Genomic DNA, 13,904 nt, shown 5'->3' with positions numbered 1-13,904 from the left:
TATCAGATCGTCCCCAAAGCGCCAAGAAATTCAGCGCGCGGCGAGCGTCACGCTGCCTCCGGTCACGCGCGTGTCTCCAGCGAGCGCGCCGCCGTCATAGGCCAGTTTCGGCGTTGCAGCCGGGACGCCGCTGCGCCACGCAATGAGCGCGACGCGATAGGCATCGTAGCGCGCGTAGAATGCGTGATACGGCTGGTCGATCCGTGCCAGCGCGTCCGGGGCGGTCTCGGCAAGGCTGGATGCTGGCCAGCTCGCCGCCTCTTGCGCCATGTCTGATGCGATAGAACAGAATTGCGGCAGCACGGGGGCTGGGCAAAGTAGTTGTAAAGCCGGGTCATTGCCCGGTCGAAATCACCGCCATGCATGGCCGCGACGCGGCGGTGCGCCGCATCCAGCTCGCGCCGATGGGTGTGGAGGACGCGATTATATGCGGACGCGATCGCGGGATCCGCGCAGTTGAGCGCCGCGACATTGAACGCAACGCGCAGATGCCAGGCGGCGGCAAAGTGCGGGACGCCGTGGTTCGGCGTCGCGTAGGTCCGCTCGGCAAGCCTCGCCGGAATGGCAAGTCCGGCTGCCGCACCATCGGGTGGAGTCGGTGCGGCCCTGCGCACGACGGTGGGGGCGTCCGGCACGGGCAGCGGCGCGGCAACCCCGGGGTTGTCGCCACTGCTCGAGCAGGCGGCAAGCGGCAGGGCGATGAACGCGACAGCGAGCGGGAGCGAGGTCCGGACCATCGCTCTCCCATGCACGCGGCAGCGTCAAATCGCGCTTAAGGGCGATGGTTAAGACGGGTTAGGGCGGTTCAGGCCGCGCGCTTCTCCAGCGCGTGCGCGGCTTCGGCCATCAACTGGGCGATAATGTCCGCGACCGGTTCTTCCTTGCTGACCATGCCGACCGACTGCCCCGCCATCAGCGACCCATTATCGACATCGCCCTCAATCACTGCGCGGCGCAGCGCGCCCGCCCAATAATGTTCGATCTGGAGCTGTGCCTCCATCATCTCGACCTTGCCCTCGTCGAGCAGTTGCGCGACCTCGCGCTGCTTGGCGGTGAACAGCTCCGAAGATGCGTTCTTGAGCGCGCGCACCGGGATGACCGGCAGACGCGGGTCGATCTGGACGCTCGCGACCGCGTCGCGCGCCGATGCGCGGAAGAACGCCTTCTTGAAGTTCGGATGCGCGATGCTCTCGGTCGCACAGGCAAAGCGCGTGCCGAGCTGGACCCCCCGCCGCGCCCATATCGAGATAGCCCGCGATCGCCTCGCCCCGGCCGATCCCGCCCGCGACGAACACGGGGACCTGCGCCGCGACCTCGGGCAGGATTTCCTGCGCGAGCACGCTGGTCGACACCGGGCCGATATGGCCGCCGGCCTCCATTCCCTCGACCACCAGCGCATCGACGCCCGAGCGGATCAGCTTCTTGGCGAGGCTGAGCGCGGGGGCAAAGCAGATCAGCTTGGCGCCATTGCCCTTGATCGCGTCGAGCGATCCGGCGGGGGAAGGCCGCCCGCCAGCACGATATGCGTGACGTTGTGCTTCGCGCAGACCTCGATCAAATCGAACAGCTGCGGGTGCATGGTGATGAGGTTCACGCCGAACGGCTTGTCGGTCAGCGCCTTCGTCCCGGCGATCTCGGCGTCGAGCAGCTCGGGCGTCATCGCGCCGCACGCGATCAGGCCGAAGCCGCCCGCATTGGAAATGGCGGAGACAAGGTTGCGCTCGCTCACCCACGACATCGCGCCGCACAGGATCGCAGTCTCGCTGCCAAGAAATTCGATGCCGCGCGCCATGCGGCGGTGGAGGCGCTCTTCACCAATGGTCATGTGCTCGCCCTAGCGCTCGCCCGATACTTCCCGCAAGTCTGGTCAGCGCGGCATGCGCGCATTAGGGCTGCGGCCATGGTCCGCCTCGTTCTCGCCGCCTTCACCCTGGCTACCGCCACGTCGGCCACCGCGCAGGAGCGCGCGTTCGACGGCCATGTCCATCTGTGGAACGGCGAGGAGTCGCTGCGCGCCTATGTCGCACAGTCGCGGCCGGCCGGCCATGATCCGGTCGCCGCCGCGATGTGGTTCGGCGGTCCCAATCAGGCGCTGGCCGGAAACCCGGATGCGATCCGTGCAGGCAATGACGGAATCCTTGCGCTCGCCGCGCGCCACCCCAATCTGCTGCCCGTCGCCACGGTCCACCCCTATGATGGCGAGGCCGCCGTGGCCGAGGTGCGGCGCGTCGCCGCGCGCGGGGCGAGGTTGCTCAAGATCCATCCGCACACGCAAAGTTCGATGCCGCCGACCCGCGCGTGCTGACGGTCGTGCGGGCTGCGGGCGAAGCCGGACTGGTCGTACTCATGGACAATGCCGGGATCGTGCCGTCCGACAATGAGAAGCTGTTCAACCTCGCTTTGTCCGCGCCCAAGACCCGGTTCATCTTCGCGCATATGGGTGCGATGGGCTTCCGCTTCTGGAACCTGCTCAAGGCGGCGCGGACGGCCGAGGGGCTGTTCGGCGACAATATCTATTTCGACATTTCCGCGACGGTGACGCTGGCTGCGGAGTCGCCGATCGAGGAAGAGTTCGTCTGGACGATGCGGAATGTCGGCATCGACCATATCCTGCTCGGGTCAGACTATCCGCAATTCTCTCTGGAGCAGAACGCAGCGGCGCTCGACCGGCTGGGCCTCACTGCGGAGGAGCGTGCCGCCATCCGCTACGGCAATGCGCGCAGGCTGTTCGCACTCAAGGACTGATCCGTCACGGTCCGCATTCCCAGACGCCGTCGATCGCCTGAGGCGCGCTACCCGGTGCCTCGACCGACAGCGTTGCGGTGTGGCTCGACCCTTCATGTTCGGTCTCACGCGCTGCGCCGCGCGTGATCGACGCCGTGAGCCCCTCACCCGCAAAGCTGCCGCCCCGCGCCATCGCGTCGAACCCGCCGGTCTCGCGCGCGGTGAGCAGCACCGGCTTGCCAGACCGCATGACGACCGCCGTGGCCCGGCTGGCGGCATCGACATCGCCCGCGCCGACCAGCATCAGGATGCTCGCGTCCGACAGAAAGGCGCAGCGCAACTCGCCCTTGAGTGCGCCCGCTGCCGCCTCGGTCACTGCGTCGAGCTCGATTGCCGCAGGCGAAGGCGTCGGGCCTGGCGGGATCACCGATTCGATCGGCGCGGGCGGCGCTGTTGTCTCGTTCGCGGGCGGGGCCGGGGCGGGGGAGCAGGCGGCGAGCGCCACGATGAGGCCGAGAATCGGAAGTCGCATGCCTCCACAATGCCGTAGACGCCGCGCGGTTCAATCCTGCAGGATCGCGCGATGCGACAGGCACTCCACCAGCTTCACATCGAAACGCCCGGTCAGGGGCTGCATGAGTTCACCGGACCGGTGTGTCGCTGGGTCGCGGACAGCGGGATCGACACGGGGTTGCTGACGCTGTTCGTCCGCCACACCAGCTGTTCGCTGCTGATTCAGGAGAATGCCGCCCCGGCGGCACGCCGCGACCTCGAACGCTGGATCGCGCGAATTGCGCCGGAGAGCCGCGATTATGAGCATGACGATGAGGGGGCGGACGATATGCCCGCACATCTGCGTGCGGCGATCACCACCACGTCGATCGCCATCCCCGTGGCGGGTGGCGCCCCGTTGCTCGGCACCTGGCAGGGCATTTATCTGTTCGAACATCGTCGCGCGAGCCATCGCCGACAGGTCGCGCTGCATTTGATCGGGGCGTGAACCAGACGAAAATCCGGCATCGCAGCTCGATGTAACCGGTTCCATTTGCTGGCGGCGTCGGATACTGAATTCTCCATGATCGACCGCCGCACCCTGCTCGCCGCTGCCGCCGCCGCCCCACTTGCCGCCTGCGCACCACGCGCCGCCGCGCCGCGTCGGCCGTTGCGCGTCGTCACGCTCAACATCTGGCACGATGCCGGGAACTGGCCGCTGCGGCTCAAGCTGATCGCAGATGTGTTGCGCGCCGCCGATGCCGATGTGATCGCACTGCAGGAAGTGTTGCAGGATTCGAAGAAGAACCTGCCCAATCAAGCGGAGACGATTGCGGCGGCGCTGGGCGGATACAGCGTCAACTTCATGTCCACCGCGCCGCTCGAAGCGGCCAACCGTTATGGCAATGCAATCCTGTCGCGGTTGCCCGTTCGCGCGGTAGATACGATCAAGCTCGAGCCGCTGGCCGACAGCCGCACCGCGATCCGGGTGCGGGTCGATGCGCATGGGCGCATGGTCGATATCGTCAACACCCATCTCGCCTGGCAGCCCGATCAGGGGCCGATGCGCGCGCAGCAGATTCGCGGGCTGCTGGGCTGGCTGCCGAGCGACGATGTTCCGCTGTTGCTGATGGGCGACTTCAACGCCCCGCTCGACGAGGCCGCGCTTGCCCCGATCGCGATCCGGGGGCTGGAGTCCGCGCTTCCGCCCGGCGCGGTCGATACGACATTGGTGGTGTCACGCGGGCACAAGCCGCGCGTGATCGACCATATCTTCGCCGACCCGCGCACGTTCGAAGTTATCGACGCCCGCCGCATCGCCGACGCGGTGGACGGCGAGTTTCCGTCGGATCACTATGGTGTGGCAGCGACGCTTACGCTTCGCTGAGCAGTTTCAGGCAGCGTCAACTTCCGGCGCGTCCAGCCCATAAGCGGTGTGGAGCACGCGGACAGCGAGTTCGGTTTCGTCCTCGTGGATCAGCACGCTGACCTTGATCTCGCTGGTGGTGATCGCAAGGATGTTGATGCGGCGCTCGCCCAGCGTGTCGAACATCGTCGCGGCGACGCCCGCATGGCTGCGCATCCCGACCCCGACGACGCTGATCTTCGCGACCTTGGCGTCGTGGATCAGTTCGTCATAGCCGATCGGCCCCTTCGCCTTTTGCAGCACGTCGAGCGCGCGGGCGAGTTCGGCGCGCGGCACGGTGAAGGTCACGTCGGTCGACCCGGTCGCGTGCGCGACGTTCTGGACGATCATGTCGACGTTGATCCCCGCCTCGGCCAGCGGACCGAAGATATGCGCCACAGCGCCGGGCCGGTCGGGGACGTTGGTCAGCGTCACCTTGGCTTCGTTCTTGTCCGCGGCGATGCCGGTGATGAGCTGCCGTTCCACGTCGTTGATCTCCTCTTCGCCGACGATCAGCGTGCCGCGATGGCCGGCCTCGTCATGCGTATCCTCGAACGAGGAGAGGACGCGGACGCGCACCCCCTCCTTCATCGCCAGCCCGACCGAGCGGGTCTGGAGCACCTTCGCCCCGACGCTCGCCAGTTCCAGCATCTCTTCATAAGTGACCTTGGTCAGCTTGCGCGCGCGGGGGACGATGCGCGGGTCGGTGGTGTAGACGCCGTCGACATCGGTGTAGATGTCGCACCGGTCGGCGCGCATCGCCGCCGCGACCGCGACCGCGCTGGTGTCCGAACCGCCGCGCCCCAGCGTGGTCACGCGATTGTCGTCGGCCAGTCCCTGAAAGCCGGGCACCACCGCTACCGCGCCGTCAGCCAGGCTTGCATTGAGAGCGTCGGTGTCGATCGAGTTGATCCGGGCGCTGGCATGGGCGCTGCTGGTATGGATCGGCAATTGCCAGCCAAGCCACGACCGCGCGGGCACGCCGATTGCCTGAAGTGCGATCGCCAGCAGCCCACTGGTGATCTGCTCGCCCGCCGAGACGACCGTGTCATATTCGCGCAGGTCGTAGAGCGGCGAGGCTTCCTTGCAGAATCCCACCAGCCGGTCGGTCTCGCCCGCCATTGCGGAGACCACGACCGCGACCTGATTGCCCGCCTCCCATTCGCGCTTCACCCGCGCGGCGACGTTGCGAATCCGCTCGATGCCCGCCATCGACGTGCCGCCGAACTTCATCACGATACGCGCCATCTGCTCCATGTCCTCTTGGGAAGCCGTGGGCGCGCTGATAGGAGGGGGAAATGGCGATGACAAGCAAAGCAACGATTGACCCCCCGTGAAGCTGAACATTTCGGTCGTCTCGCGGCCGATTGGTGGAATCCGAAGGGTGAGTCCGCGATGCTCCACCGGCTGAACCCGGTGCGGCTGCGCTATGTGCGTGAGGCGATCGACGCGCATTGGGATGTCGATCCGCGCGATTTCGCGCCGCTGAAGGGCCGCACGGCGCTCGATGTCGGGTGCGGCGCGGGGTTGCTGTGCGAACCGCTGGCGCGTTTGGGCGCGCAGGTCACCGGGGTGGATGCGGCACCGGAGAATATCGGTGCGGCGCGGGCGCATGCCGCCGCATCGGGCCTTATCATCGACTATCGCGCGGGCGAGTTCGAGGATCAGGTCGCGGGGCGCCAGTTCGACCTCGTTACCTCGATGGAGGTGATCGAGCATGTCGCCGATCCCGCCGCCTTTGTCGCGGGCCTTGTCGCCGCGCTCGCGCCGGGCGGGCTGATGATCCTGTCCACCCCCAACCGCACCCCGCTGTCGCGGCTGGCGATGATCACGGTGGGCGAGGGGCTCGGCATGATCCCGCGCGGGACGCATGACCACGCCAAGTTTCTGACGCCCGAGGAACTGACCGCATTGCTGGAAACTGCGGGGATGGTGGTGAGCGACCTGCGCGGGCTGAGCTTCTCCCCGGGCGCGGGGTTTCATTTGAGCGAGGACACCAGCCTCAACTATCTGCTGACCGCGCGGCGCGCCTAGAACAGCCGCCCGCCATTGGGCACTGGCACGCTCGGGTGGAACAGCACCACTTGTCCCTCGGCATCGGGGAAGCCGAGCGTCAGCACCTCCGACATCATCGGGCCGATCTGGCGTGGGGGGAAATTGACGACCGCCGCTACCTGCCGCCCGGGCAGGTCGTCGAGGCGGTAATGTTCGGTGATCTGCGCCGACGACCGCTTCACCCCGATCGCCGGGCCGAAGTCGATGGTCAGCTTGAACGCCGGCTTGCGTGCCTCGGGAAACGGCTCGGCGGCGATGATCGTGCCGACGCGGATATCGACCGCGAGGAACTGGTCGAAGCTGATTTTCGGCGCGGCGGGCGCGTCGGCGGCGTGGGTCATGTGCATTGGAATCTCCCGTCGCGGGTCGATTGACACAGGCGGCCGGATTCGCCCAGTCCCTGCCCATGACCGTGAAGCTGCACCCCGACTGGCTCGCCCCGCTGCAACCCGAGTTCGACAGCCCGTACATGGCCGATCTGCGCGCGTTCCTGCTGGCGGAGAAGGCGGCGGGGAAGCGGATCTTTCCCAAGGGCAGCGACTGGTTCCGCGCGCTCGACCTGACCCCGCCACAGGACGTGCGCGTCGTCATTCTCGGCCAGGATCCCTATCACGGCGAGGGGCAGGCGCATGGCCTGTGCTTCTCGGTTCAGCCGGGGGTGAAGGTGCCGCCGAGCCTTGTGAACATCTACAAGGAGCTAAAGAGCGACCTTGGTATCGACCCGCCGCGCCACGGATTCCTTGAGCATTGGGCAAAGCAGGGGGTGCTGCTGCTCAACAATTGCCTGACGGTCGAGATGGGGCTGGCGGCGTCGCACAAGGGGCGCGGGTGGGAGCGGTTCACCGACGCGGTGGTGGCGCAGGTCAATGCGCTGCCCGATCCGGTGGTGTTCATGCTGTGGGGCAGCCATGCACAGAAGAAAGCGGCGTCGGTCGATTCGCGCCATCTGGTGCTGAAATCGGTCCATCCCTCGCCGCTGTCGGCACATGGCGGGTTCTTCGGGTGCCGCCATTTTTCGAAGGCGAATGCGTTTCTGGAGGCGAACGGGCGCGGGACGATCGACTGGGCGCTGCCGCCCATCTAGCCGTCACCCCGGCGAAAGCCGGGGTGACGGCTTTGCCGTTAAAAGCTCAACCGCGCCGACACGCGGATGTCGCGACCCGGCAGCGGGGCGAAATCCTTGGTGAAGCTGGCGTGGCGGCGCGCATCGACGTCGAAGATGTTGTTCGCCGACAGGATGATCGCGGTCTCGCGCTTTTCGCCCAGCGGGTGCCAGGTGACCGACGCATTGACCAGGGTGAAGGCCGGAGTCTCCGTCTCGAACGCCGCGACGCGGGTCTGGCGGACCGCATGCTCGACCTCGACCCGGCCGCCGAACGCGCCCTGGCTGGCGTCGATCCCGGCGAGCACGCGGAAGGGGGGATGCGTGGCACGGCGCTGCCATCCTCCAGCCGGGCGTTCACATAATCCGCGACCAGATTGCCGCCGAGCGAGAAGCCGCCCTCGCCGCCGTCGATGAAGGTGGTCGACACCTCGCCCTCAATGCCGAGATAGCGGGCGCCCGCCTGACGATATTCAAACACCGGCAGTTCGTCGATCTCGTCGCCGGTCGCGACTTCATAGATGTAATCGTCGAACCAGTTGGCGTAGCCGGCGATCTGGAAACGCAGCGGCCCGGTGGCACCGCGCGCATAGAGTTCGCCGCCCCAGCTCTTTTCGGTGCGGAAATTGGGGTTGCCGACCTCATAGGCCTGGGTGGCGATATGCGGGCCGTTGGAGAACAGCTCTTCCGCCGAAGGCGCGCGGACCGCGCGTGAGGCGTTAACACCGATCTTGACCGACGACGTGACCGCATAGGACAGGCCGATCGCGCCGGAAAAGGCATCGAAACGGCGGTCGAACGCGCCCGTCGGGCCATCCTCGTCCAGATCCAGCTTTACATCGTTCGAGCGGACTCGGGTGTGTTCGTAGCGCAGGGCGCCTTCAACGCCGATGGCACCCAGATCGACTTCCTGCAGCGTGAAGAAGCCATATTGGTCGGTGACATTCTGGGGCACGAACGCCTCGGCCCCGACCGCCGCGAAGTCGCGCGTGAAGCCCTGGAACCCGGTCACGCCGCGCCAGCCATTGCGGTTGGCCTGAACCAGTTCCAGGCGGCCCTCGAACCCTTCCGCGCTGAACACGGTGCCGACCTCGTCGCCCTCGAACTCGGTATGCTCGTAATCCGAATAGCCGGCGCGGACGCGCAGTGCGTCGATGAAGCCGCCGATCTTGACCTCGCCACGCACATCGGCGCGGAACTGCTTCAGGCCGATCGTGACCGGCTCCTCGCCATGGGCATGTTCGTCATGGTCGTGATCCTCGTCATCATGATCCTCGTCCTCATGATGATGTTCGGCACCGGGCCGCGCGGGAATGCCATAGCGCGTGTCGTAGTAGCCGGCCGAAAAGCCCAGGCTACCGCCTTCGTTGATCAGCGCAATGCCGCCGCCCAGCGTATAGGTGCGCGTGCCGCTGTTCGGCAGGCGGCCGCGCTGGTTCGCCAGTTCCAGTGCTTCGGCGGCTTCTTCGGCATGGCCTTCTTCGGCTTCATGCTCGGCGATGTGCAACTGCTCCTCGCGCAGCGTGTCGCTCAGCACATAGCCGCCAACGCGCAGATCGTCGCTCTTGCGATAGCTGCCGTCGATATGCGCGACGATCTGGGGGGTGATCGCAAAGTCGACCGCCACGCCACCGCCACGCTCATCCGCCGCCGAGCCATAGGCACCGATCGCGTCGATATGGAAGCCATTCTCCGGCACCGCGCGCGGGATGCGGCGGTCGAGCACGTTGACCGCGCCGCCGATCGCCTGGCTGCCGAACAGCAGCACCGCAGGACCGCGCAGCACCTCGATCCGCTCGGCGGTCAGCGGTTCGATCGACACCGCATGGTCGGTCGAGGTGTTGGAGACATCGAGCGTGCCGAGCCCGTCGGTCAGCACGCGGACGCGCTCACCCTGGAACCCGCGCAGCACCGGGCGCGAAGCACCGGGGCTGAACGAGGTTGCCGACACGCCCGGCACTTGCGTCAGCGATTCGCCGATCTGTCCGCGAATGTCGCGTACCAGTTCATCGCCGGTGATGACCGACGTGCCCGCCAGCAGATCGAGTCGCTCAAGGCCTGGCGCGCTGATCACCACCTCATCGACCGTCTCGCCATGCACCGGGTTGCGGCTCGACCGGTCGCGTTCGGCGTGGTCGCTGGTCTGGGCAAAGGCGGGGGCGGCAAGCACGCTCGTCGCGAGCAGGAGGGCAGTGAACTTCATGGCTACGCAAATTCCCTGAACTGAATTTGCGCGCATCCTTAGGTGCAATGATACAACGTCACAAGTAGGAAATTGCTGCGCTGCGATGAGGTGCCGTTTCCGCGCGGTCAGCCTTGTGGGGCAGCCACGCGATCCTCGACAACGGTTTCATAACGGCGACCGGTCCAGAGGGAAGCGGTGAAGCGCCGCGCTCCGTCGGGATCGACCTCCCAGCGCCAGATCAGCGTCCCATCGCGCGAGGCACCGCCGCCGCTGCGCTCATCCGGCGCGGAGGACGGGGGCCTGGGCGTACCGCCACATGCTGCGCGCCGGATCTTGGGCTGTTCGGGCAATGCGCGCGGCTTGGCCAGCGCATCGCCCGCGTCATAGCTCCACTTCCATCTGCCATCGCCCTGACGGTGCCAGACGGTGGTGAAATAACCCGATCCACTGGGTCGCACCCACGGCCCCGTATTGACCGCAGTGGTGCCGTCGCACGCGACATAGCTCTCGGCGGGCCACCATTGCACCGCGATCGCGGGTTCCTTGCGATCCTTCAGGAATGCCTGCGCGTTTGACGGCTGCGGCAGGAACATCACGGCGTCGTCGGTGGCATAGGCGCGAAATGCGGCCCATTGCCCTTCAGTCTGCGCCATGTGGTTGAACGCGCGCTCGGCATCGACCGCGCTCTGGCCCTGCATCGCGAGGATCAGGGCCAGCGCGATCACAGCGCGCTCGAGTCGAAGTCGATATCCTCGTTGCGATACGCCGCGACGAGGGTGTTGCGTAGCAGGCAGGCGATGGTCATCGGCCCAACGCCGCCCGGAACCGGGGTGATTGCGCCCGCGACCGATGCTGCGCTGTCGAACTCGACATCGCCGACCAGCGCGCCCTCGACCCGGTTGATCCCGACATCGATCACCGTCGCGCCCGGCTTGAGCCACTCGCCCTTGACGAAGCCCGCCCGGCCCACCGCCGCGACGACAATATCGGCGCGGCTGACATGATGGGCGAGGTCGCGGGTGCGCGAATGGGCGAGGGTGACGGTACAATTGGCTGCGGTCAGCAGTGCTGCCATCGGCTTGCCGACCAGAATGGAGCGGCCAATGACGATCGCATCGAGCCCCGTCAGGTCGCCGATCTGATCCTGCAACAGCATCAGGCAACCGAACGGGGTGCACGGCACCAGCCCGTCGATGCCCAGCGCCAACCGCCCGGCGCTGATCGGGGTCAGCCCATCGACATCCTTGTTCGGGTCGATCGCGGCGACCACCGCCTGTTCGTCGAGATGGCGGGGCAAAGGCAGCTGGACGAGGATGCCGTCCACCGCCGCATCGGCATTCAACTGGCGCACCAGCGCGACCAGCGTATCCTGATCGGTGTCCGCGGGCAGGCGGTGCTCGAAGCTTGCCATATTGGCGGCGACCGTCGCCTTACCCTTGCTGCGGACATAGACGGCGGACGCGGGATCGTCGCCGACAAGCACCACGGCGAGTCCCGCCTTGCGACCCGCGCGGCCCGCGAACTCGACAGCAGCCTCGCCCACCCGGGCGCGCAGGTTTGCGGCAAATGCCTTTCCGTCGATGATCTCAGCGCTCATGTCTCGCCCCATAAAGCGAAGCGGCGATTCCCGCCAGCGTCTTGGGATCGCCCGCAATCGACAGGCGCTTCACCCGCGCGGTTTCGCCCGCGATGAGGGTCACGTCGCGCTTCGCCACGCCGAACGCCTTGGCGACCAGCTCGATCAGCGCCGCATTGGCCGCGCCCTCGACCGGCGGCGCGGCGATCCGCGCGGCCAAATGCTCCGGCGTGCCGGGGAGCAGCACGCTCTTCGACGCGCGCGGCGTGGCGCGCACCGCGATGACCAGGCCCGGCGGGGCTTCCCGCCAGGGCTGGCTCACGCCGCCGGGCTGGCCAGCGCCATGGCGAGGTTGGGGATCACCGCATAGTTTACGATTGCGATCAGGATCAGCACCACGAACGGCGCGAAATCCATCGGCCCGGTGTCGGGCAGGATGCGGCGGATCGGGCGATAGATCGGCTCGGTCAGCGTGTTCAGCCCGCGCCACAGCGAGCTGACGAAATCGTTATAGGTGTTGATCACGTTGAACGAGATCAGGATCGACAACACCGCCTGGATGACGATGATCCACCACAGCACGTTGAGCAGGATCTGTACGATCCCGAAAAGCATGTTCAGAAACGGGTCCAATCGGGCCTCCGGAGTTTTGGCGCTTCTACAGGAAAGCGGCGCGCATCGGCAACTGTGTTGCGAATATAATACGCCTTAGCGGTGAACCAAGGTGCCCGCGCCCTGCGTCGTGAAAATCTCAAGCAGCATCGCATGCGGGATGCGCCCGTCGAGGATGACCGCGGCGTCCACCCCGGCATCGACCGCGGCGACGCAGGTCTCGACCTTGGGGATCATCCCCCCGCTGATCGTCCCATCGGCCTTCAGCGCCATGATCCGGCCGGGGTCGAGGTCGGTCAGCAGCTGCTTGTCCTTGTCGAGCACGCCCGGAACATCGGTCAGCAGAAAGAAGCGCGCCGCGCCCAGCGCCCCGGCGATCGCCCCCGCCATCGTGTCGGCGTTGATGTTATAGGTGTGGCCATCGGCGCCCAGCGCGATCGGCGCGATCACCGGGATGAAGCCCTGATCGCTCAGCGTGGTCAGCACCGAGGCGTCGACCGCCACCGGCTCGCCGACGAATCCCAGATCGACATGGCGCTCGATCCCCTGCAGCGGATCGGCGGCGTCGCGCTGCACCTTGCGCGCCGTGACGAGGCCGGAATCCTTGCCCGAAATGCCCAGCGCCTTGCCGCCGGCGGCGCTGATCCAGCTGACGATTTCCTTGTTGATCGATCCCGCCAGCACCATTTCGGCGATGCGCGCGGTTTCGGCATCGGTGACGCGCAAGCCCCCGACAAACCGCGATTCGACGCCGAGCCGCTTGAGCATCGACCCGATCTGCGGCCCGCCGCCATGCACGACCACCGGATTGATGCCGACCGCTTTCAGCAGCACGACATCCTCGGCAAAGTCGCGCGCCAGCTCGGGATCGCCCATGGCGTGGCCGCCATATTTCACAACGAACGTCTTGCCCTTGTACCGCTGCATATAGGGCAGCGCGTCGGTCAGCGTCTCGGCCTTGGCCAGCATCGCGGGGTCGGGTGCATGATCGGTCATGCCGCGCCCTTAGCGGGAGTTGCGCCGCTGGAAAAGCGATGCGTCGCTTGACTCAATTCGATAATTAGCTAAACGACGAATCATGAGCCAGGTCTTCAAGGCATTGTCCGACCCCACCCGCCGCCGCGTGCTGCATTTGCTGCGCAAGGGGCCGATGAGCGCGGGCGACCTCAGCGATCAGTTCGACGTGTCTAAGCCGACCATGTCGGCGCACTTCGCGGTGCTTAAGGATGCCGACCTCGTCCACGCCGAAAAGGCGGGGAAGTCGGTGATCTATCACCTCAAGCTCTCGGTGCTCGAAGAGGCGCTGCTGGGCTTTGTCGATTCATTCGGGGGCAGCGGGTCGCCCGCGCCCGGCAAGGAGCGTGCATGATGAACAGCGAAACCAAGGTCAGCCTCGCCTGGGGCGTGGGCATTATCGTGCTGGCGCTGGGCCTCAGTTCGGCACGCAGCGCCGGCCACATCGATCATGACACGGTGACGCGCATCGTGCTTGGCGCGACAGGCCTGATGGTGGCCTGGTTCGGCAACATGATGCCCAAGCGCTTCGTCCCGAGCGAACTGGCGCGCAAGGTCCATCGCGTCGGCGGCTGGTCGCTCGTGATCAGCGGGCTGATCTATTCCGGGGCGTTCGCGGTGTTGCCGATCCAGACGGCGGTATTCGTCGGAGGCGGGGCGGTCGTCGCCGGTCTGGCGATCACCATCGGCTATTGCCAGTCGCTGCGGACCAAGGCGCGGGCGTGATGTGCGCGGGCGG

The 13,904-nt window shown here is 66.6% G+C and carries 18 protein-coding genes and 1 pseudogene; 8 read left to right on the top strand and 11 right to left on the bottom strand.

The features are described 5' to 3' along the window. Nucleotides 1–30: 30 nt before the first annotated feature. The gene (locus LRS12_RS03560) at nt 31–270 is read right to left on the bottom strand and encodes a hypothetical protein (protein WP_257843349.1); all 240 of its coding nucleotides are present in this window, start codon (nt 268–270) and stop codon (nt 31–33) included. Between the two features lie 535 nt (nt 271–805). After that, nucleotides 806–1,792: pseudogene (locus LRS12_RS03555) on the bottom strand (NAD(P)H-dependent flavin oxidoreductase). 108 nt (nt 1,793–1,900) lie between these two features. Here LRS12_RS03555 and LRS12_RS03550 point away from each other — a divergent pair. Together LRS12_RS03550 and LRS12_RS03545 are read left to right on the top strand one after the other, a co-directional pair. Beyond that, nucleotides 1,901–2,305 (top strand): hypothetical protein, encoded by a 405-nt coding sequence (locus LRS12_RS03550; protein ID WP_257843348.1) that lies wholly within the window; start codon nt 1,901–1,903, stop codon nt 2,303–2,305. Further along, on the top strand, nt 2,299–2,745 hold the full coding sequence (locus tag LRS12_RS03545; RefSeq protein WP_257843347.1) for an amidohydrolase family protein: 447 nt from the start codon (nt 2,299–2,301) through the stop codon (nt 2,743–2,745). Before LRS12_RS03550 ends, LRS12_RS03545 begins: the two co-directional genes overlap by 7 nt. A 4-nt stretch (nt 2,746–2,749) precedes the next feature. On the opposite strand, the gene LRS12_RS03540 is transcribed toward LRS12_RS03545, so the two are convergent. Continuing rightward, on the bottom strand, nt 2,750–3,256 hold the full coding sequence (locus tag LRS12_RS03540) for a hypothetical protein (protein WP_257843346.1): 507 nt from the start codon (nt 3,254–3,256) through the stop codon (nt 2,750–2,752). A gap of 51 nt (nt 3,257–3,307) precedes the next feature. Here LRS12_RS03540 and LRS12_RS03535 point away from each other — a divergent pair, with 51 nt between their 5' ends. Continuing rightward, the gene (locus LRS12_RS03535) at nt 3,308–3,724 is read left to right on the top strand and encodes a secondary thiamine-phosphate synthase enzyme YjbQ (RefSeq protein ID WP_257843345.1); all 417 of its coding nucleotides are present in this window, start codon (nt 3,308–3,310) and stop codon (nt 3,722–3,724) included. A 75-nt stretch (nt 3,725–3,799) separates the two neighbouring features. Next, complete coding sequence (locus LRS12_RS03530; RefSeq protein ID WP_257843344.1) at nt 3,800–4,603, top strand: endonuclease/exonuclease/phosphatase family protein; 804 nt, start codon at nt 3,800–3,802, stop codon at nt 4,601–4,603. A 6-nt stretch (nt 4,604–4,609) separates the two neighbouring features. Here the strand turns inward: LRS12_RS03530 and LRS12_RS03525 are convergent, their stop codons facing one another. Beyond that, nucleotides 4,610–5,869: an aspartate kinase gene (locus LRS12_RS03525; RefSeq protein ID WP_257843343.1), complete on the bottom strand. Its 1,260-nt coding sequence runs from the start codon at nt 5,867–5,869 to the stop codon at nt 4,610–4,612. A 147-nt stretch (nt 5,870–6,016) separates the two neighbouring features. On the opposite strand from LRS12_RS03525, the gene ubiG reads away from it, so the two are divergent. Next, nucleotides 6,017–6,655, top strand: coding sequence for a bifunctional 2-polyprenyl-6-hydroxyphenol methylase/3-demethylubiquinol 3-O-methyltransferase UbiG (gene ubiG, locus LRS12_RS03520; RefSeq protein ID WP_374580236.1), 639 nt, complete (start codon nt 6,017–6,019; stop codon nt 6,653–6,655). On the opposite strand, the gene LRS12_RS03515 is transcribed toward ubiG, so the two are convergent. Then, the gene (locus tag LRS12_RS03515) at nt 6,652–7,023 is read right to left on the bottom strand and encodes a tRNA-binding protein (protein WP_257843341.1); all 372 of its coding nucleotides are present in this window, start codon (nt 7,021–7,023) and stop codon (nt 6,652–6,654) included. The genes ubiG and LRS12_RS03515 overlap by 4 nt on opposite strands. Before the next feature lie 59 nt (nt 7,024–7,082). On the opposite strand from LRS12_RS03515, the gene ung reads away from it, so the two are divergent. Next, nucleotides 7,083–7,760, top strand: coding sequence for a uracil-DNA glycosylase (ung, locus tag LRS12_RS03510; RefSeq protein ID WP_257843340.1), 678 nt, complete (start codon nt 7,083–7,085; stop codon nt 7,758–7,760). Nucleotides 7,761–7,806: 46 nt separating this feature from the next. Here ung and LRS12_RS03505 read toward each other — a convergent pair whose 3' ends face one another. From LRS12_RS03505 to argB, 6 genes are all read right to left on the bottom strand, one after another. Continuing rightward, nucleotides 7,807–9,981 (bottom strand): TonB-dependent receptor domain-containing protein, encoded by a 2,175-nt coding sequence (locus LRS12_RS03505; protein ID WP_308222966.1) that lies wholly within the window; start codon nt 9,979–9,981, stop codon nt 7,807–7,809. Between the two features lie 107 nt (nt 9,982–10,088). Further along, on the bottom strand, nt 10,089–10,688 hold the full coding sequence (locus LRS12_RS03500; RefSeq protein ID WP_257843339.1) for a hypothetical protein: 600 nt from the start codon (nt 10,686–10,688) through the stop codon (nt 10,089–10,091). Beyond that, entirely contained in the window at nt 10,685–11,560 is an 876-nt protein-coding gene (folD, locus tag LRS12_RS03495) for a bifunctional methylenetetrahydrofolate dehydrogenase/methenyltetrahydrofolate cyclohydrolase FolD (protein ID WP_257843338.1), read from the bottom strand. The genes LRS12_RS03500 and folD overlap by 4 nt, the downstream gene beginning before the upstream one ends. Continuing rightward, complete coding sequence (locus LRS12_RS03490; protein WP_257843337.1) at nt 11,550–11,861, bottom strand: DUF167 domain-containing protein; 312 nt, start codon at nt 11,859–11,861, stop codon at nt 11,550–11,552. Before LRS12_RS03490 ends, folD begins: the two co-directional genes overlap by 11 nt. Then, the gene (locus LRS12_RS03485) at nt 11,858–12,154 is read right to left on the bottom strand and encodes a YggT family protein (RefSeq protein WP_257843336.1); all 297 of its coding nucleotides are present in this window, start codon (nt 12,152–12,154) and stop codon (nt 11,858–11,860) included. The genes LRS12_RS03490 and LRS12_RS03485 overlap by 4 nt, the downstream gene beginning before the upstream one ends. A 93-nt stretch (nt 12,155–12,247) precedes the next feature. Beyond that, nucleotides 12,248–13,147, bottom strand: a complete 900-nt coding sequence (gene argB / locus LRS12_RS03480) for an acetylglutamate kinase (protein ID WP_257843335.1) — start codon at nt 13,145–13,147, stop codon at nt 12,248–12,250. A gap of 82 nt (nt 13,148–13,229) precedes the next feature. On the opposite strand from argB, the gene LRS12_RS03475 reads away from it, so the two are divergent. Further along, nucleotides 13,230–13,520, top strand: coding sequence for an autorepressor SdpR family transcription factor (locus tag LRS12_RS03475; protein ID WP_257843334.1), 291 nt, complete (start codon nt 13,230–13,232; stop codon nt 13,518–13,520). Continuing rightward, complete coding sequence (locus LRS12_RS03470; RefSeq protein WP_257843333.1) at nt 13,520–13,891, top strand: ammonium transporter; 372 nt, start codon at nt 13,520–13,522, stop codon at nt 13,889–13,891. Before LRS12_RS03475 ends, LRS12_RS03470 begins: the two co-directional genes overlap by 1 nt. Nucleotides 13,892–13,904: the final 13 nt, after the last annotated feature.

It is taken from the genome of Sphingomonas sp. J344 (assembly GCF_024700005.1).
Lineage (GTDB): Bacteria > Pseudomonadota > Alphaproteobacteria > Sphingomonadales > Sphingomonadaceae > Sphingomonas.
Note: the sequence above shows the minus strand (reverse complement) of the source record. Positions and strands in the feature narration are given on the sequence as shown.